The sequence below is a fragment of the Rhodococcus sp. NyZ502 genome, assembly GCF_041464245.1.
Classification (GTDB): domain Bacteria; phylum Actinomycetota; class Actinomycetes; order Mycobacteriales; family Mycobacteriaceae; genus Rhodococcus_F; species Rhodococcus_F qingshengii.
On the sequence record NZ_CP167155.1, the window covers coordinates 1,081,702 to 1,099,818 of the forward strand.

At 62.0% G+C, this 18,117-nt stretch carries 14 protein-coding genes; 8 read left to right on the top strand and 6 right to left on the bottom strand.

Annotated elements, in window-relative coordinates:
• The first annotated feature begins 25 nt into the window (after window positions 1-25).
• Window positions 26-1,108 (top strand): ABC transporter substrate-binding protein, encoded by a 1,083-nt coding sequence (locus tag ACBG85_RS05025; protein ID WP_256933398.1) that lies wholly within the window; start codon window positions 26-28, stop codon window positions 1,106-1,108.
• Here the strand turns inward: ACBG85_RS05025 and ACBG85_RS05030 are convergent.
• Window positions 1,044-1,877 carry a phosphatase PAP2 family protein gene (locus ACBG85_RS05030; RefSeq protein WP_372026439.1) on the bottom strand — a complete coding sequence of 278 codons (834 nt, stop codon included), beginning with the start codon at window positions 1,875-1,877 and terminating at the stop codon, window positions 1,044-1,046. The two genes, ACBG85_RS05025 and ACBG85_RS05030, sit on opposite strands and share 65 nt — an antisense overlap.
• A gap of 117 nt (window positions 1,878-1,994) precedes the next feature.
• Here ACBG85_RS05030 and ACBG85_RS05035 point away from each other — a divergent pair, with 117 nt between their 5' ends.
• On the top strand, window positions 1,995-2,669 hold the full coding sequence (locus ACBG85_RS05035) for a response regulator transcription factor (RefSeq protein WP_042453533.1): 675 nt from the start codon (window positions 1,995-1,997) through the stop codon (window positions 2,667-2,669).
• A 3-nt stretch (window positions 2,670-2,672) separates the two neighbouring features.
• Here ACBG85_RS05035 and ACBG85_RS05040 read toward each other — a convergent pair whose 3' ends face one another.
• Window positions 2,673-4,061 (bottom strand): ATP-binding protein, encoded by a 1,389-nt coding sequence (locus tag ACBG85_RS05040; RefSeq protein WP_372026442.1) that lies wholly within the window; start codon window positions 4,059-4,061, stop codon window positions 2,673-2,675.
• A gap of 82 nt (window positions 4,062-4,143) precedes the next feature.
• On the opposite strand from ACBG85_RS05040, the gene ACBG85_RS05045 reads away from it, so the two are divergent.
• Complete coding sequence (locus ACBG85_RS05045; protein ID WP_372026445.1) at window positions 4,144-4,953, top strand: hypothetical protein; 810 nt, start codon at window positions 4,144-4,146, stop codon at window positions 4,951-4,953.
• 51 nt (window positions 4,954-5,004) lie between these two features.
• Here ACBG85_RS05045 and ACBG85_RS05050 read toward each other — a convergent pair whose 3' ends face one another.
• From ACBG85_RS05050 to ACBG85_RS05060, 3 genes are read right to left on the bottom strand one after another with little or no spacing between them, the layout of a single operon-like run.
• The gene (locus ACBG85_RS05050; protein ID WP_007734413.1) at window positions 5,005-6,402 is read right to left on the bottom strand and encodes a serine hydrolase; all 1,398 of its coding nucleotides are present in this window, start codon (window positions 6,400-6,402) and stop codon (window positions 5,005-5,007) included.
• A 20-nt stretch (window positions 6,403-6,422) separates the two neighbouring features.
• The gene (locus tag ACBG85_RS05055) at window positions 6,423-9,791 is read right to left on the bottom strand and encodes a serine hydrolase (RefSeq protein ID WP_372026447.1); all 3,369 of its coding nucleotides are present in this window, start codon (window positions 9,789-9,791) and stop codon (window positions 6,423-6,425) included.
• 54 nt (window positions 9,792-9,845) lie between these two features.
• The gene (locus ACBG85_RS05060) at window positions 9,846-11,456 is read right to left on the bottom strand and encodes an ABC transporter substrate-binding protein (RefSeq protein ID WP_042452661.1); all 1,611 of its coding nucleotides are present in this window, start codon (window positions 11,454-11,456) and stop codon (window positions 9,846-9,848) included.
• A gap of 162 nt (window positions 11,457-11,618) precedes the next feature.
• On the opposite strand from ACBG85_RS05060, the gene ACBG85_RS05065 reads away from it, so the two are divergent.
• The 5 genes from ACBG85_RS05065 to ACBG85_RS05085 all read left to right on the top strand — a co-directional run bounded on the left by ACBG85_RS05065 (window position 11,619) and on the right by ACBG85_RS05085 (window position 16,850).
• On the top strand, window positions 11,619-12,779 hold the full coding sequence (locus tag ACBG85_RS05065; protein WP_037132442.1) for a pyridoxal phosphate-dependent aminotransferase: 1,161 nt from the start codon (window positions 11,619-11,621) through the stop codon (window positions 12,777-12,779).
• Between the two features lie 64 nt (window positions 12,780-12,843).
• On the top strand, window positions 12,844-13,449 hold the full coding sequence (locus ACBG85_RS05070) for a TetR/AcrR family transcriptional regulator (RefSeq protein ID WP_003945736.1): 606 nt from the start codon (window positions 12,844-12,846) through the stop codon (window positions 13,447-13,449).
• A gap of 55 nt (window positions 13,450-13,504) precedes the next feature.
• On the top strand, window positions 13,505-14,926 hold the full coding sequence (gene purB / locus ACBG85_RS05075; RefSeq protein WP_003945775.1) for an adenylosuccinate lyase: 1,422 nt from the start codon (window positions 13,505-13,507) through the stop codon (window positions 14,924-14,926).
• A 66-nt stretch (window positions 14,927-14,992) separates the two neighbouring features.
• On the top strand, window positions 14,993-15,406 hold the full coding sequence (locus ACBG85_RS05080; RefSeq protein ID WP_372027827.1) for an HIT family protein: 414 nt from the start codon (window positions 14,993-14,995) through the stop codon (window positions 15,404-15,406).
• 55 nt (window positions 15,407-15,461) lie between these two features.
• Complete coding sequence (locus ACBG85_RS05085) at window positions 15,462-16,850, top strand: DUF1254 domain-containing protein (protein WP_372026451.1); 1,389 nt, start codon at window positions 15,462-15,464, stop codon at window positions 16,848-16,850.
• 13 nt (window positions 16,851-16,863) lie between these two features.
• Here the strand turns inward: ACBG85_RS05085 and fes are convergent, their stop codons facing one another.
• Window positions 16,864-18,099, bottom strand: coding sequence for an enterochelin esterase (fes, locus tag ACBG85_RS05090; protein WP_165638629.1), 1,236 nt, complete (start codon window positions 18,097-18,099; stop codon window positions 16,864-16,866).
• Window positions 18,100-18,117: the final 18 nt, after the last annotated feature.

The following is an 18,117-nucleotide window of genomic DNA, read 5'->3' on the forward strand; positions in this document are numbered from 1 at the left end:
CTTCAAAGGGTAGGGTCACCTAACCATGACGGAAGATGAAGCTGTCATGCTTCACGACGTACGGGACACGATCATGAATTTTCGACAGAAGTCACGCAGTGTAATGCTGATCGGCGCACTGACATTGGTGGCAGCTCTCAGTGGCTGCTCGAGCGAGGACGCCTCGCCCACAGATGCCGAGATCAGTGCGTCAGCTCCGGCGGACTCTGCGTTTGTCGCTCCGCGAGAAGTCCCGGTTGGAATGGGGAGCGGAAAGTCGGACGGCGAGTTCCCTCGTACCGTCTCACACTTCAAAGGGGACACCACGATCGAATCGCAGCCCGAAAAGGTTGTTGTCATCTCGACCGGGCAAGCAGATGCACTCCTGTCGCTCGGTGTCGTGCCCGCAGGTTCGACGCGTGGTGACGGTGCGGACCTGGTGCCTCCGTACTTGTTGTCTGCGTACCCCGAATTCCGTACTCAGCTAAGTGATGTCGTTGACGCAGGTGGACGCTTCACACCGAATTTCGAAGCGATCGTCACGCTCGATCCTGACCTGATCTTGATGAATGTTGCAGGAAAGGACGCTGATTCGCTGTACGACCAGCTTTCCGCCATCGCACCCACGGTGGCAACACAGGGAACCGGCGTCTACTGGAAGCAGGACTTCCTGCTGGTTGCCGACGGGGTAGGTAAGACGCAGCAGGCGACGGCACTGCTGGATACCTTCAATACCGATGCCGCGGCCCTCGGTGCTTCCCTCTCGTCGCCGCCGACGGTGTCGTTCACGCGCCAGAACGGAAATCGTCTGCGCATCTTCGGTATTCCTTCGTTCACCGGCAGTATCGCCGAGGATGCCGGCTTGACCCGTCCGCAGTCGCAGCAGTTCGACGACACTTCCCGAGACATCAGTGAAGAAGAGTTGAACGTGGCGGACGCCGACTGGATCTTCTACGGCGTGCAGGGCGGGGACCCGGCGACATTGACGAACGCGCCGTTGTGGGCGCAGTTACGTGGTGTGGTCGCCAACCACGCCGTCGCTGTTGACGACGACGTCTTCTACCTCAATACCGGGCCGACTGCGGCTCGTGAAGTGCTGAAGGTTCTGCAGAGCGCATTGCAGCAGTAGTCGATTCAGCTTGGTTGTGAGTGCCGACGAATCGGAAGAGGGCTCCACCCACCGTGACGGCAAGCGTCGCGAGAATGGCTCCGGCGATGACGTCGGTGAGCCAGTGCGCACCCAAGTAGAGGCGAGTCAGCGCGACGACGACGGTGACCGTCACGGCGAGGAGCATCAGAAGGCGTTTGACGGCCGCTGTTCGGTCGACGCTCACAACGAGAACGGCAATGCCGAACAGCGCTGCTGTGCCCGTCACGTGACCGGAGGGGAACGAGTGGCCGGTCTCGAGAATAACCTGGATGTTGGTCGGCGGACGTTCGCGACCGACGAGCGCTTTGATTACCGTGCTGGCGACCGCCGCCCCGCCAACGGTTCCGATCACGATCAAGCCCGGAACGACCGAACGCGCTCGCCAGGAGATGAGCACTCCGCAGGTGATCCCGAGTAGCGCGGTGGCGACCGGGCTACCGAGATCTGTGACGGCGACCGCGATCTGGTTCAGGGCGCCGCTCCGATGATCGACCATCCAGTCGGTCACCGGCCCGTCGAAGCTCGTCAACCACCCGCTTCCATACACCTGGATCGACAGCGTCACCAGTGCAAGCACGAGTCCGCACGTGCGAAGGGCTGTAGACCGAACGCTGGAAGCTCGGTAGATCGAACCGAACGCGAACAGAGCTGCGGCCACCACGATTGCGGCAACCGCGATCTCTGCGGTGGTGCTCTCGGTCAGGACTTCGGTGACCACGTTTCGCACGGTCGACACAGTTGCAGGCATGAATGCAGTGTGACGATCCGAAGCTGAAGAAACGCTGAACGGAACTCGGCCCTGGGTCTACCGTCTGCTCTACTGGGTGCATCCGAACAACTGCGTGGCGACGAAACGGGGCCGGTGGTGCGAGTACTGGTGGTCGAAGACGAAGTGCGCCTGGCCGAGACGATCCGGCGGGGATTGGTGGCCGAGGGATTCGTGACCGCGGTCGAACTCAACGGTGACGACGGATTCGCGACTGCGTGCAGTGACGAATTCGACGTGATCGTTCTCGACATCATGTTGCCGGGCAAACACGGGTACGACATCGTGCGGGATCTACGCGCCCGGGAGATCTGGACGCCGATCCTCATGCTGTCGGCAAAGGACGGCGAATACGACCTGGCCGATGCATTCGATCTCGGCGCCGACGACTACCTGGTCAAGCCATTCTCGTTTGTCGTGCTTCTCGCTCGGCTGCGCGCACTGGTGCGTCGCGGCGCTCCACAACGTCCGGCGATACTCTCCGTTGGACACCTGTCCCTCGACCCGGCCAAACATCAGGTGAGCAGAGCGGGAATCGAATTGACCCTGACGCCGCGGGAGTACAGCGTTCTCGAATTCTTGATGCGCAACAATGGTGTGGTGGTCACGAAGACCGAGATCGTTCGCTCCGTCTGGGACACCAACTACGAAGGTGACGAGAACATCGTCGAGGTGTATATCGGTTACCTTCGTAAGAAGCTCGACCTCCCGTTCGGAACTCAGAGCATCGAAACGGTCCGAGGCGTCGGGTACCGCTTTGTCGGCACTGCCTGATCTTCAGTCGTTCGGTACCGGAATCGTCACCTCGAATCGACTTCCACCGCCCACTCTCTCGTTGACGGAAATGGTTCCGTGGTGCGCCGCAACTATTTCCGACGCGATGGCGAGTCCAAGTCCGGACCCGCCTCCCTGCCTCGACCGCGGCTGGTCCAGGCGGACGAAGCGTCCGAAGATTCGTTCGCGTTCTGCTTCAGGGATTCCGGGCCCGTCGTCCTCGATCACGATGTGGGCTTCGTTTCCGGCTTCGGAGCACTCGAGATACACGAGGGTCTCCGCATGCCGCACTGCATTGTCCACGAGGTTTCGCACCATCCGCGTCAATGCTCTCGGGTCTCCGGAGACCCGAACCGGAGCCACGGCAGCGGCGACCGTAACTGCGGAGATACCGTCGATCCTTTTCTGCTCGGCGAACAAGATGTCATCGAGGTCGACGTCGACGACGATGCCGAACTTTTCGAGTTCGCTTTCGTCCGAGCGCGCGAGAATCAACAGGTCTTCGATCAACTGCCGCATTCGGCGCGCCTCGGGAAGTAGTGCGTCTTCGATCAACGCGTCGTCGAGGAGATCCGGGCGTCGGTGTGCCAGTTCGAGGGCCGTCGTGATCGTGGACAGCGGACTGCGTAACTCGTGTGAGGCATCGCTGACAAATCGTTGCTGGGCCAGCGCACCTTCGTCGAGACGCGCAAGCATGTCGTTCATTGTTGTTGCCAGTCGGGCTATCTCGTCGTTCCCTGACGGGACAGGCACTCGTTCACCTTGACGCCCACTCGAAATCGACGCTACCCGAGCGCGGATGCGTTCGACGGGAGCGAGGGCCGAACCGACAAGGCGGTAGGTGGCAAACGCAGCCAGCCCCAGGACCAGGGGTCCGACTATGGCCAGCAGAACGGCAACGGTCGTCACTACGGTTTCAACCGGTTCGCGGTCGGCGCCGACGAAGACGGTGACTGGTCCGGTCGGCGTCTGAGCGCCTCGCCCGATCAGCCAGTAGTCCTCGTCGTCGGACTTCTTGACCCTTCCGAGAGCGTCCGACTCGTCAGGGCCGAGAAAACGTTCGGACAGGAGGTCGCTGTCGGTTCCCGGTGATTGGGCGACTATTCGGTGATCGGCGTCGACGATCTGCACGATTCCGATCTGACTGTCTGTGGACAGAAGCGAAGGGTCGAGATCGGCCGGGTTTTTTCCGTTGAGCTGCTGGACCAATTGCGTGGCGCGAGCGTCGGAGCCGTTCAGCGCGGACAGATGCAGGGAGTTTGCCAGCACGAAAACCAGTGCAAGCCCGGCGATCACCAGGCAGAAGGCGATCACGAGTGTCGAAGCCACGGTCGACCGCGCGCGCACGCTCCACCGGGACGGGTGCAGAATCGACGAGGCAAGATGCTCCATGACGTCCAGTCTGTACTCTCCGGCGCAATCGCGGCGAACGTTCTCAGCTTCCCTTCAACAACCAGGTGCCACGCTGGCCGACATGGCGTTCACGCGTGAAATGGCGAGCAAGGTCCCAGAGGTCACACTGTACTTCTGGCTGATCAAGATTCTGGGCACGACGGTGGGGGAGACTGCCGCGGATTCACTCGACGCGGATCTAGGTATCGGACTGATCGGCACCGCTGCGTTGACTTCGGTGTTCTTGGTCGTCGCGCTGATCATCCAGTTCACGCGGAAACAGTATGTACCGTGGATTTATTGGCTGGTGGTAGTTCTGATCAGCGTAGTCGGAACGCTCATCACCGACATTCTGACCGACGATCTCGGTGTACCGCTCGAAGTGAGTACGGGAGTCTTTGCGGTTGCCCTGGCCGCTACGTTCGGGATCTGGTTTGCCAGTGAACGGACGTTGTCCATCCACAGTATTCGCACGCCGAAGCGCGAAGCGTTCTACTGGTTCGCCGTCCTGTTCACATTTTCACTGGGAACGGCGGCAGGAGACTTGATTGCCGAACAGGTGGACCTGGGGTATGCGAAGTCTGCTGTGTTGTTCGGCGTCGTGATCGCCGTAGTGGCCGCCGCGCACTTCGGCCTGAAACTCAATGCTGTACTTGCATTTTGGATCGCTTATGTTGTCACTCGTCCATTGGGAGCGTCCATCGGTGACCTGTTGACCCAAGACCGAGATGAGGGCGGCTTGGGATTCGGGCCGACGGTGGTGAGCATTGTCTTCACGATCGTGATCGTCGCGCTGGTCGCCTTTCTCACTGGCACCAAAGTCGATGTTCTGCCAGAACCGAGCAATGAACGGCAGCCCGCAGACGCACAAACGGGTGACGCGGTCCGGTGAGATCGGCGAGTTCGATCGCACTTGTTCGGACCGCGTCACCCGTCTAGAGGATCAGGCCACTCGCTTGGCGGTGCGGCCGCCGAATTCGAGCATCACGGCGCGACCGGTGTCGTCGGTGACGAAGCGTCCCAACGCCCGGGTGGTGTCGGCGCGCGCAGCGAAGTCACGGTCGTTGAGGAAGGCGATCGGGATTGCCGGCGGCCAGACGATGTCCTCGTATTCACCGAGATCCTGCGCGCTGCCCATCCGGATGCCGATTCCCTCGTCACCGGGGGCGACGGTCATCGTCAGTGAGCCGGCCTGATACTTGCCCAGGACTGCGTCGACGGCAGCGGGTTCGGGCTCGACCACGTCGAGGGATGCCGGCGTGGGTAGTTCAGTGAGGTTGGCCATGCACCAGTCGACGATCTTCTTGCCGATTCCGCCGCCGAGGGCGTTGGTCAGCACGGTGACGGCGAAGTTCTTCTCGGGCACTGTCATGAACTCGGAGACCTGGAGGTTGCTCACGTTTCCGCCATGCCGGACTACCTGTGTGGTTCCGTATCGAGTCAACAGCCATCCCAGGCCGACTTCTTCGAACATCATCGCGGCGGGACGCTGCGGCTTCTGCATCAACAACCGGGTGGACTCGTCGAGCGGCTGTCCTTCGCCGGGGTGTTCGCCAGACAGTGCGTAACGTGCCCAGACGAGTTGGTCTCGCACCGAGGACCACATTCCGCCGCAAGGGATCATGCCGCGGTCCAGCCCGGTTTCGTTGGACACGAACGGCACACCGTCGCGGATGTAGTGACCGAGTGCGAACCGGTGGGTCATCACGTCCCAGGGCAGGAAGGCCGAGTTCTTCATTTCGAGGGGGTCGAGCACGCGCTGCTTGACCAGCTCTTCGAAGGTCAATCCGCTGATCTTGGCCACGACATGTCCGGCGAGAACGAATCCGGAGTTGCTGTAGGAGAAGACTTCTCCGACGGGAAATTCTTGTCGCAGTTCGTTCAGCCGTGAAACCGAGCGTCCCAGGGCGTCTTCGCCCCAGCCTGCCGAGAGGCCCGCGTCGCCGGTGAATCCGCCGGTGTGGGTGAGGAGGTGACGCATCGTGACTGTGCGCGTGGCTGTTTCGTCGGCGAAGGTCAGTTCGGGGACGTACTCGACCAACGGGGTGTCGAGATCGAGTAGGCCGTCCTCGACGAGTGCCATCGCGGCTGTTGCGGCGAACACCTTTGTGGTGGAGCCGATCATGAACATCGTCTTGTCGGTGACCGGGAGTTGGGTTTCGACGCTCTCGATGCCACTGGTGACGACGATGTCCTTGTCGCCGTGAACGATGCCGACGGAGACGCCGGGGATGTTTGCCTCGACCCTCCACTGATCGACGAGTTCTTGAAGCTGTTCTTGCATCTTTGATTCCTCGAGTTCGCTGGCGTTCTGTGTTTCGGCGTTCTGTGTTTCCGTCATCGTATGTGTATCGGTCATCGTCACGCGTTAACCCGTGGTAGGAAGCGGAATCCGACGTACACTCCGTCTCGGTGCGGCCGTACCGTCGTCCAACCCGCGGCCCCGGGTTGACGGGTGGTCCAGGTCCCCGGGATCTGCGACGGTACGAGAGTGGCTACCGTTGCAGGCTTCTTCGGAGCTGTCTCGTCTTCCTCGGGATTCGGGATTACGTCGCCGATGACGGTGATCACGGCCTCGTCAGCGGACTCTCCACGACGGAACTCGATTGCTATTCCGCCCGAGCTGTACTTTCCCAGAACCGAATCCGGAATCGACTCCACACTCGCGGGGTTCGGGGCGAGGGCTTGCGGAGGTTCGAGTCCGACCAACGCGGCCGCGGCTTCGGTGAAGAGATCACGGTAGAGGCCGTCGGCCTTGCCGCCGCTGGTCAGCAGTGCGATCGCGACATTGTGGCGGGGGAAGATACGCAGATATGCGTGCTGCCCGATGGTGCTGCCGTCGTGCCCGAAAATCTCTTCGCCCGACCAGGTTTCGTGGAACCAGCCCAAGCCCCAACCCGACTTGTCCGGGAACAGTTCACTGATGTCGATTTCCGGTGTGCGCATCGCGGCGGCCGATTTTTCCGACACGATCCGTACGCCGTCGACGCTCTGTCCTTCGAGAAGACCGAGTTCCGCGAACGTGAGTAGATCTCCGATGCTGGCAGTGATGCAGCCGGCGGGCCCCATCGAGCGGGTGATCGGCCAGACGGGCATCACGACGGAGTTCCCCGTATGACCTGCTGCCACAGAGTATCTCGGTGTATCTCCGGTCAACGTGAGTGTGTGCGCGAGGCCGAGCGGATCGATGATCCGCTCCTTGAGGATGTCGTCCCAGATGCCGCCGCGAAGAACCTCGACGATACGAGCTGCAAGGACGTACGCGGAGTTCGAGTACGCGAAGCCGTCTTCGAGTGGATGAACCTGACGGAAGTCACGCAGGCCCTCGACGTAGCGTTCGACGACGTCGTCGCCGCGACCCTTGTCGATGAACAGGTCACCGTCGATTCCGTTGCGATGGTTCAGAAGTGCGCGAACCGTGATGCGGGCAGCTGTTTCCTCGTCCTGCAGTGCGAAGTCGGGCAGGATCGACCGGACGGTTGCGTCCAGGTCGAGCAAGCCCTCGTCGACCAGCTGCATGACCAGCATCGCGGTCCACACCTTGGTGATGGATCCGATCTGGAACAGGGAGTCGGTGGAGACCTCGACCCCGGTGTCTGCATTGATCACGCCGGAAGCAACCGTCGTGCGGGTGATTTCCTTCCCGCTGGAATCGAGTGTGAGAATACCGAATTGAGCACCGGTGACGCCGTAACGCTCACACAGTACGTCCAGCGAACGCTTCCACGCGTCGGCTCCGGCAGATGCGTTGGCCAGGCCGGTCTTGGGCAGCTTCGCGGAGGTGTATCGCTTGACCCATTCGATGAGTCGTGTGCTGTAGTCGATTCGGTGCGAGATCGAGCCGTTGACGAGGAACCCGTGGCTTGCACCGGGATACGCCACCAGACGGGTGGGTACGTGCTGCTGGCGCAGTGCGGCGAACCAGGCCTCGGCTTGACCCAGCGGGCACCGCTCGTCCGACTTTCCGTGCAGGATCAGCGTCGGGGTCACCACGTTCTTCACGGCGGCGAGCGGTGAGGCTGCCAGCAGCCCCGCGGAGTTCTCGGGAACAGTCGTGCCGGTGGCGAGTGACGCGAGGTGCGGACCGAAATCGCAGACTCCGGCCATGGCGTTGAAATCGCAGATCAGCCCGCCGGCAACTGCAGCGGCAAAACGATCCGTCGCGGACGTCAGGTGACACGTACTGTATCCGCCGTAGCTGTACCCGGTGATCGCCAGACGGTCCCCGTCGACAAGTCCCTCGGCGACAAGCGCGTCGATCGGCTCGAGGAAGTCGGCTTGGTCGGAGGTACCCCAGGCGCCGTTGACGGCGTACATGAAGTCTGCGCCGTACCCGTCCGACCCACGTGGATTGAGGGTCAGGATGCGCCAACCCTGGGCGGCGAGAACCTGGTGGGCGGGGTGATAGGTATCTGCAACGCCGGTCCACGCGTTGTGCGGTCCGCCGTGAATGTCGAGCAGAAGAGGTGCAGCGCCACTGGTTTCGGGAGCGGACAGTAACCAACCATGCACGGTGCGGCCGTCGGAGATGGTGAACTCGCGTTCCTCGGCGGCAAACAGTGTCACCTCGGGGAGTGCTTCTGCGGTGAATTTCGTCAGCGTGGTGACCGCGCCGCTGTCGAGATCGACGAGTGCGACCTCGCCGAAGGACTGCTGCGTGGTGACGATGACGGAGGCGACGCGGGCGTCACGGGCAACGGAGAGCGCCGAGACGACCTCGTTGGGATTGGCGACGAGGGATCGAGAGGTGCCGGTTTCGATGTCGGCCGCGTACAGATGCGTCCATCCACGATCGCGTAGGCAGAACACGATTTCGTCGCGAGTATTCGACAGTGCCGGTGTGCCGCCGGGGTAACCGGGTGCACCGGGCATCACGTTGCGATCGAGATGAGCTGTGAGGGTGACGTCGACCGGTGTCTCGGTTGGGCCGGGGACGGACAGCCGGATCAGGTCTGCAGTTCCGACACGGACCTCGGGAGTGCCGATGGCGACGACCGAATCTCCCTGCGGATGCCACAGTGTGGAGCCCTGCACTCCGGTGGCATGACCGAGTCGCTGCGGGGGAACCGACAGATCGTCGACGAGGATGCGGTAAGCGCTGAACGTGAGGTTCAGATCGCTGTCCGGTTCGAGATTCGCGGTGAAGGCAAGGGCCGTGCCGTCGGGTGACCAGGACGGAACGTCGGCATTCCAATCACCGTCGGTGAGCCGTCGAACTGCCTTCGTCTCCAGATCGACGGTGTGAAGGTGGCGCCGGAAGGTGCCGAGCCAACCGGCACCGTCCACCTTGTATCCGAGTCGGTCGGTGACGATGGGAGCATTCGGATCGGTGGAGTCCGAACGTGAGACCACAGCGGCGAACGCGATGATATTTCCGTCCGGGCTCCAGGCTGCTGCACCGGCGCCGAGGGGGAGTGATGCTGATGTGGTGAGAGTTTCGGCCTCGCCACCGGCGAGCGGGATCAGGTGCAGCTGCGCGGAGTCACCGACCTTACGCAGGAAGGCAATCGAGGTTCCGTCCGGAGAGAACCGAGGGGCAGAATCGGCGGGCCCTGCGGTGAGGCGGCGAGCCCGGGAATCGCGGGACACCGCCCAGAGCGATGTAGTTGCCTTTCCGGCAATTATTTCCGAGCGAACGAAGACGACCACGGTGCCGTCGGGAGAGATTGAGGTCTCAGTGGGTGTGACCACACGGTGGAGGTCGTCGAGAACAAATGGACGGTCAGTCATGTAGATCCTTCGAATCGGAGAAATAGATGCAGACGTAAAGCTTTGTCTTCCGGCTTATTTCAGAACGCGAATGCCAGGGCCGGCCAGGGTGCCGCCAACTGGTGCATACAGGGCCGTTGCGCCGTTGAAGAACATGAAGTTCGGCGACGTGGACACCGGAATGACGTCGGACGAGGTGAACAGTGCTTGTTCCGCTTCCTTCCACACCGAGCAGGATTCCTGCCCGGGCAGAACCGAGGCCTTCGCCGCCAGTTCGGCGTACTTTTGATTGTCGATCGATGCGAAGTTGACACCCGACGGTGGGGTGGGGCCGGCGAAGTACGGAACGAAGATGCTGGGGGTATCGCTCTGGACGGTCAGTCCGATCGAGATCGACCATGACGTCAGGTCTTTCGCTGCGAATGTGTTGGAAATGATGAAGTTGTTGTCACCACCACGAAGCTCTACCTTCGCACCGAGCTCCTGCCACTGCTTCATCGCGTATTCTGCTGCTGCAGAGGTGGTGTCGCGGTAGTTGGCAAAGATGACCGTCAATTGCAGCGCTTGACCGTCCTTGGTCAGGACACCGTCGGATCCGGGCTTCCAACCGGCGTCCGCAAGAGTCTTTTTCGCAGCGGCCATGTCGAACTTCGGAACTACACCGGTGACGCTGTCGAAGTCACACGCCCGCGGATCGACTACTGCCAGTGCCGTAGCTCGTGAGCCTTTGCCACCGGTGTTGATGTCCGTGTAATCGTCGAGATCGATCGCTTGCACGAGTGCGGTGCGTACGGCTTCGTCCTTGGTGGGGAGAGCCGCATTGTGGTTGAAGATGAACTGTCCGCTCAGGGTGTTGGACGTCATCGACTCGAGGCCTGAAGCTTCCACACGTTCGATATCCGCGCCGGCAACCGGGGCCGCGTTGACCGTTCCGGTGAGGACGAGATTCGCCGTCGTCGCGGCGTCGGTCACGACCTTGATCGTGACCGTCTTGGGCACTCCGAGCGTGTCCGACGTGGTTTCGCCGTTCGGCCCCCAGTTGTATCCGTCGCGGCGTTCGAGCGTGACGTGATCGTTGGCCACTACTTCGGTGATCTTGAACAGTCCGGTTCCGTTGCTGCTGCCTCGAACACTGGCAGGGTCGTCGAGGGCTGCCTGGCACGCCATCTTGAGAGCGCCGATGCGCTCGAGGAGGAAGGGCGCGGGTTCCGTTGTCTTGATCGTGAGCTCGTCACCATCAGCGGTTGCTACCGCAGTTTCGGGTACGGATGCTCCCAACCACGGCGAGCCGTTGGTCGTGTCGACGACCCAGTTGATGTTGTTTGCCGCTGTCTGGGCAGTGAAGGTCGTGCCGTCTTCACACGTGATCCCCTTTTTGAGGGTGAAGTTCAGCGAAGTTCCGTTCTCGCTCCATTTTTCGGCCAGATACGAGCCCGCTGCGCGGGTTTTGGGGTCGATGGCCAACAACGAGTCGTTCGTATAGCTGTTGATCGCCTGCGTGGCAGTCAGATTGGTGATCAGGGGATGAAGGTTGCCGGGATCGGTGTTCACGATCGTGGTGAAACTGCCGTCCTTCGCGTAGTCGCCGGAAGAATTGCCGCCAGGATCAGAGGTGCTTCCGCACGAGGCAACCGTGAGAACGCCGATCGTGACCAGAGCCGCAGTGGGCACTGAGCGAGCTTTCATCTGATGCACCTTTTGATCGAAGGAAGTCGTTGATCAATGTTGCGCGAGGGACGTGGCCCAGGTCTCGTTGAATCGACTCATGCTGAGCGCCTGAATCTGTCGGATCGTCACAATGGGTGGTCGTCGTTTCTTGCCGCACCACGGTTCGACTACCGTCGGAGTGTGCGCTCAGAATCTCGTCGATCAGATATCCAGACCTTCCATGTCATGGATGTATGGAAGGCCGCGACCGAACGTCAGCGGACACATGGTGACGTCCTGACCTTGGCGGCAGGTCAACCGTCGACGCCCGCGCCGGCACCGGTGCTACGTGCGACGCGAGAGATTCTGGGCACCGAACTACTCGGGTATACCGAGACTTTCGGGATCCTGCAGCTACGCGAGGCTATTGCGCGCTACCACAGCGAGCGATCGGGAATCGCCGTCGACGCCGAAGACGTGGTGGTGACGACCGGTTCGTCCGGGGCGTTCACCTTGCTCTTCCTGGCCGCGTTCGACGAGGGCGACACCGTGGTGGTTGCTCGACCCGGATATCCCGCGTACCGCAATACCCTTGCCGCTCTCGGCTGCAACGTCGTCGAACTCGACTGCGGGCCGGCGACTCGATACCAGCCGACAGTGGAAATGCTCGAGGCTTTGCCGTCGCCGCCTGCCGGTCTGATCGTCGCGAGCCCGGCAAATCCCACGGGCACGGTGATCTCGCCCGAGGAGCTCGCTGCATTGGCGACGTGGTGCGAGCAGCACGGAACTCTTCTGATCTCGGACGAGATCTACCACGGCATCGGATACGGCGATCAGCACACGTCGAGCGCCTGGGAGACCTCACGCGAATCCGTCGTGATCGGCTCGGTGTCCAAGTACTTCTCGATGACGGGTTGGCGACTCGGGTGGATGTTGGTGCCGACCTATCTTCGGCGCCCGCTGCAGAGACTCGCGTCGAACATGACCGTGTGTCCGCCCGCGATCTCTCAGTACGCCGCCGTCGAGGCATTCTCGGACGAGGCGAAGGTCGAGTTGGACGGGCACGTTCAGCGGTACGCCGTCAATCGTGAACTGTTGTTGACCGGGTTGCCGAAACTGGGCATCACCGAGTTGGCTCCCGCCGACGGTGCGTTCTACGTCTACGCGGACATCGGCCATCTGTGTGGCGACGAGGGCGCCACCGCGTGGTGTGCCCGGTTGCTGACAGATACCGGGGTCGCGCTGGCACCCGGAATCGATTTCGACACCGTCCACGGAAACCGGATGGTCAGACTCTCGTTCGCGGGTGCGACAGCAGACATCCAGGAGGCACTGGCCCGCCTCGAGAAGTGGCTCGGGTAACAAACAGCAGGGTCTTCGAGCTGTTTCGCCATGCGGAGGTGCCCTCTGCTGGCACGATGTCGTGGTGTCTTCTGCAGCTACGCCCAAGGGCGAACGACGTCGCCAAGCTCTGGTGGCGTCCGCTGCTGAACTTTTGCTGGAGGGCGGGTTCGACGCCGTTCGTCACCGAGCGGTGGCAACCAGAGCTGACCTTCCACTGGCTTCGACGACCTATTACTTCGACTCACTCGACGATCTGATCGCGTGTGCCGTCGAGCTCAACGGCAACGCCGACATGGAAGCGATGCGCGCCAGAGTGGCTGCGGTGACCCAACGTCGGCGGGGCGCGGAATCAACCGTCGAACTGTTGGTCGAGCTGCTGCTCGGAGACGAAGAGAAGCGGCCGGAGAGCCGCGAGCGTTTGATCTCGCGCTACGAACGATTCGTCGCGTGTGCCCGTCATCCCGCACTTCGTGACGTGCAGTTGCGCCTACGAGCCCAGCTCGACGACCTGTTGACCGATGCGCTTCGACGCTCGGGCCGGTCGGCTCCCGAGGGGCAATTGCGCCGTCTTGTCGCGATGGTCGACGGTGCGATGATCACGGCTCTGGGGGAGTACGACCCGGACCCACGGGGGTTGGCCAGGGGAATGCTCTTGGAATCGATCGACGTGATGGCGCCGCCGGTCTAGCTCGGTCTCTATCGGGGGTAACGGCACTGCTTGGCCCCCGTTAGACTGAGGCCTCGTGAGCCGCATCCCGAATGTCCTTGCCAACCGCTACGCCAGCCCGGAGCTCGTTGCTCTGTGGTCTCCCGAGTACAAGATCGTGCTCGAGCGTCAATTGTGGGTGGCGGTGTTGCGTGCGCAGGCAGAGCTGGGCATCGACATTCCGGCCGACGCCATCGACGACTACGAGCGTGTCATCGACAACGTCGACCTCGAGTCCATCGCGGACCGCGAGCGGGTCACCCGCCACGACGTGAAGGCACGCATCGAGGAATTCAACGCACTTGCCGGGCACGAGCAGGTCCACAAGGGCATGACCAGCCGCGACCTCACCGAGAACGTCGAGCAGCTGCAGATCGTGCGTTCTCTCGAACATGTCTACAACCACGGCATCGCCGTCGCCGCCCGTCTGGGTGAGCGCGCTGCCGAGTACTCGTCCATCGTTATGGCCGGCCGCTCGCACAACGTCGCAGCTCAGGCCACCACCTTGGGCAAGCGTTTCGCTTCGGCCGCCGACGAGCTGCTGGTTGCACTGACGCGTCTGCGCCAGCTGATCGACCGGTACCCGCTTCGTGGGATCAAGGGCCCGATGGGGACCGCTCAGGACATGCTCGACCTCCTCGACGGCGATGCGGCCAAACTCGAGCAGCTCGAAGCGAAGGTTGCGGAGCACCTCGGATTCGCTCACGTGTTGACCAGCGTCGGCCAGGTGTACCCGCGTTCCCTCGACCACGACGTCATCTCCGCGCTCGTTCAGGTCGGCGCGGGACCGTCGTCGTTTGCACACACGATCCGCCTGATGGCCGGCCACGAGTTGGTCACCGAAGGCTTCCAGCCCGGCCAGGTCGGCAGCTCGGCGATGCCGCACAAGATGAACACCCGCTCGTGCGAGCGAGTCAACGGACTTCAGGTGATCCTGCGCGGATACGGCTCCATGGCAGCCGAGCTTGCGGGTGCGCAGTGGAACGAGGGCGACGTCTTCTGCTCCGTCGTGCGCCGCGTCGCGCTTCCGGACGCGTTCTTCGCGATCGACGGCATGTTCGAGACCTTCCTGACCGTGCTGATCGAGATGGGCGCGTACCCGGCCGTCATCGAGAAGGAACTGACCAGGTATCTGCCGTTCCTCGCCACGACGCGCGTGCTCATGGCCGCCGTCCGCGCCGGCGTCGGACGCGAGACCGCACACGAGGCGATCAAGGAGAATGCCGTCGCAGTTGCGCTGGCGATGCGTGAAGAGGGCAAGGAGCCCGACCTGCTCGATCGTCTTGCCGCCGACGACCGTTTGCCGCTCGACCGCGTTGCACTCGACGAGGCCCTGGCCGACAAGGCTGCTTTTGTCGGTGCCGCTTCGGCTCAGGTCGATGCCGTTGTCGCCGAGGTGCAGAAACTTGTCGACGCCAACCCCGAAGCTGCGGCGTACGCGCCGTCGCCGATTCTGTAAGGGCTACGCCCCGTGCGCCTTTTCGGTGGTCACCACTACCGAAAAGGCGCACAGGGGCCGGAGACCATGGACTGCATCTTCTGTTCCATCATCGCCGGTGAGGCCGAGGCCAGCGTCGTCTACGACGACGCGAATGTCCTTGCCTTCATGGATATTCGGCCGTTCACATCCGGCCATCTCGTGGTCGTGCCGAAGCGCCACGCCAGTGGATTGTCCACGCTCGATCCCGACGACGGTGCCAGGATCTTCGCCGTCGCGCAGAAGATCGCCGTGGCGATGCGTACCGGATCTCTCCCCGTCGACGGAGTGAATCTGCACCTCTCCGACGGAGCTGTTGCGGGGCAGGAAGTCTTCCATGTTCATCTGCATGTCATTCCGCGAAATCGCGGCGACGGCTTCGGCCTGCGCGCCCTACCTCGCACGCCCAATCGGACAATCCTCGACAGCACGGCTGCCGTCATTCGAGGCGCACTGAACTAGAGGTTCACCCGGTGTGGGTGATTCGCGCCGAGGTTTCTCCCAGCACCATCTGGGTATGGCCGACATCGAACTGACGTATTCCTCCGGACTTGTCCCGAGGGACGGAGAGCTTCCCGCTCGCGAAACCATCGCAACGGTCTTCGACGAGCTCGACTTCCAAACAGCAGTGCAGGCGTACTTGTGGGCCATACCCATCGTGTCCTGGGCTCAGTGGATGGACGTGCATACCAACATCTTCGGAGCAACTGCCTCCGATATCGTCGTCTACCGCTCATATCGTGACCGACTAGGCCTGATCACCGCCAACGCGACGACTCCGTACATCTTGAACTTTTTCGATCTCGGTGCAACGGGGCCGTTGGTGATCGAATTGCCGCCAGGGCCGACCGCCGGGGGCATCGCAGATTTCTGGCAACGAGAATTCGCGGTGCTCGGTGAGATGGGCCCCGATGCAGGCAAGGGTGGCAAGACCCTGGTAGTCGGCCCAGGTCAGAGTGTCGAGGACACAGGTGATTACACCGTTGTCCACTCCCCGATGATGCACATCATGTTCGGCTTCCGCACGCTCGATCCCGACCCGGCGCGCTCGGACGCGTTGGTCGACGCCGTCCGGGTGTACCCGTACTCCGATCGTGAGAATCCGAGTCCGACGCGTCTGGTCTCACCGGACGGCAAGCCCTGGAGCGGAATTCAGCCGCGAGACCTTCGATACTGGGAACTCCTGCACGACATCGTGCAGGACGAACCTGTCGAAGAGCGCGACCGCTTCCCGATGGCGTGGCTTCGGCAGCTGGGGATTGAGAAGGGCAAGCCCTTCGCCCCGGATGATCGAGTGAGAAAGATCTTGCAACGGGCCGTCGAAGTGGGGGAGGTGTTCGCCCAGGCGAATGCGTTCGTCAAACGCTTCCCCGGTTCGCGCTACTGGCCGGATCGCCAGTGGGACTTGGCGATTGTCCTGGACAACTCAGCTCAGCGAGGGGACAACTACGACGAGTTCTACGAACGCGCGTCGTGGTTCTACGAGGCGGTCACCTTCTCCGAGGCGATGAAGAGTACGACGCCCGGACTCGGGCAGGCATATCTGGGTAGCTACGCCGACGCCGAGGGCCACTGGTTGGACGGAGCAAAGAGTTACACACTCCACGTACCCGCCGATGTCCCGGCAAAGTTGTTCTGGTCCGCGACGGTCTACTCGGTCGACACACGCTGCCTTGTCGACAACGAGCAGGGCCGAGGTGACCGTGGCTCGCGAGATCCCGATCTTGTTGTCAACGAGGACGGTTCGGTGGATCTTTACTACGGACCTACAGCTCCGGTAGGGAAGGAACCCAATTGGGTTCAGACCATTGCGGGTCAGCACTGGTTCTCGTACTTCCGCTTCTACGGACCGCTCGAACCGTATTTCGATCGGACTTGGAAGCTTGGTGACATCGAGCCGGCCTAGAGCGTGGTCTGTCTCACGGACTGCCGATCAGTTCGACAACGGAGTCCAGAAGGACACTGCGCCAGCACAACCAGTCGTGGCCGCCGTCGAAGATCCGACACGACACTTGCGCTCCTGCGGCCTCCAGCGCCTGTGCGACCGCTGCGCTGTGCCCGACCATGTCGGACTCGTGCTTACCTACTTCGAGGACAACGCGTAATCCGTCCGGTACGCCGTCGCGCTCGATGCGTGCGGCTATGTCTCCACCCGGCGGGCCGTCTTCCCCGCGCTTCAAGCCGGTTGGCCACCAGAACGAACCGGACCCGCTGGCGACCAGCGCGAAGTGTTCGGGGAATTCGAGTGCTGCGAACATCGAAGCCAGGCCGCCGAAGCTCTGCCCCGAGACCACCGTTCGCGTTCGATCAGACGAGAAAGGTGTGACGGCGCGCACCTGCGGAAGCAGTTCGTCGACGACTGCACTCCAGTAGTCGCGGTTGCACGGCAATTCCTGCGAACGGCGTTGATTGTCAACGGAATCGATGGCCAGCAGAACGCAGGATTTCAGTTTGCCGGTCTGGACCGCACGATCGAAGGCGGCGCCTGCCGGCATGACCTCGGCCCAGTGACGCCCGTCGAGAAGTATCACGAGCGGCCGTTCTTCGAGCGGTGTCAATCCGTCGTCCACGGTCTCGTAGATCCACACCGGCCGCTCGACGTCCAAAGTCGAACTAGCCCAGGTGAGCTGTACCGACTTCCTGAAAACTGGAGCATCCCAACCGAACTGGACCGGCGCCAAGGGCATCTCGGCGACGGAACGCCTTGTGTTCACACCTGCGGAAAGCGGATTGAGTGGGTCGGCAATTCGGTGCTCGAGCAACCCCAACCAGCGTGTGCGGCGGGTCGAGTCTTCCTTGCCTGCTCCCGGATAGTCGAACTCGTCGACTACGGACTTCGGTACCGGGATGATGCTGTAACTGCTACGCCAGGTGTTCGAGACTTCGGCGGTGTAGAACCACACCGGACTGTCTCCGAGTCGCTGCATCACGCTGAGTTGTTCTGCGTGATGGTCGGTCAGCGAATTTGCATCCAGGTAAACGCGCTCGACCTCGGTCTCCTCGGGCTGACGCCAGAGGAACGTAACTCGAACAGTCTGTGTATCAATGCTTTCGATGATCGGCGTTCCTTGTTGCACTATCCGATTCCAGGACGTCTCGATGTCGGGCGAGGCTGCGAGGGTAGCGGACAATTCGGTCACCGCCTGAGTTAGCATGAGCACAGCCTAACCTAA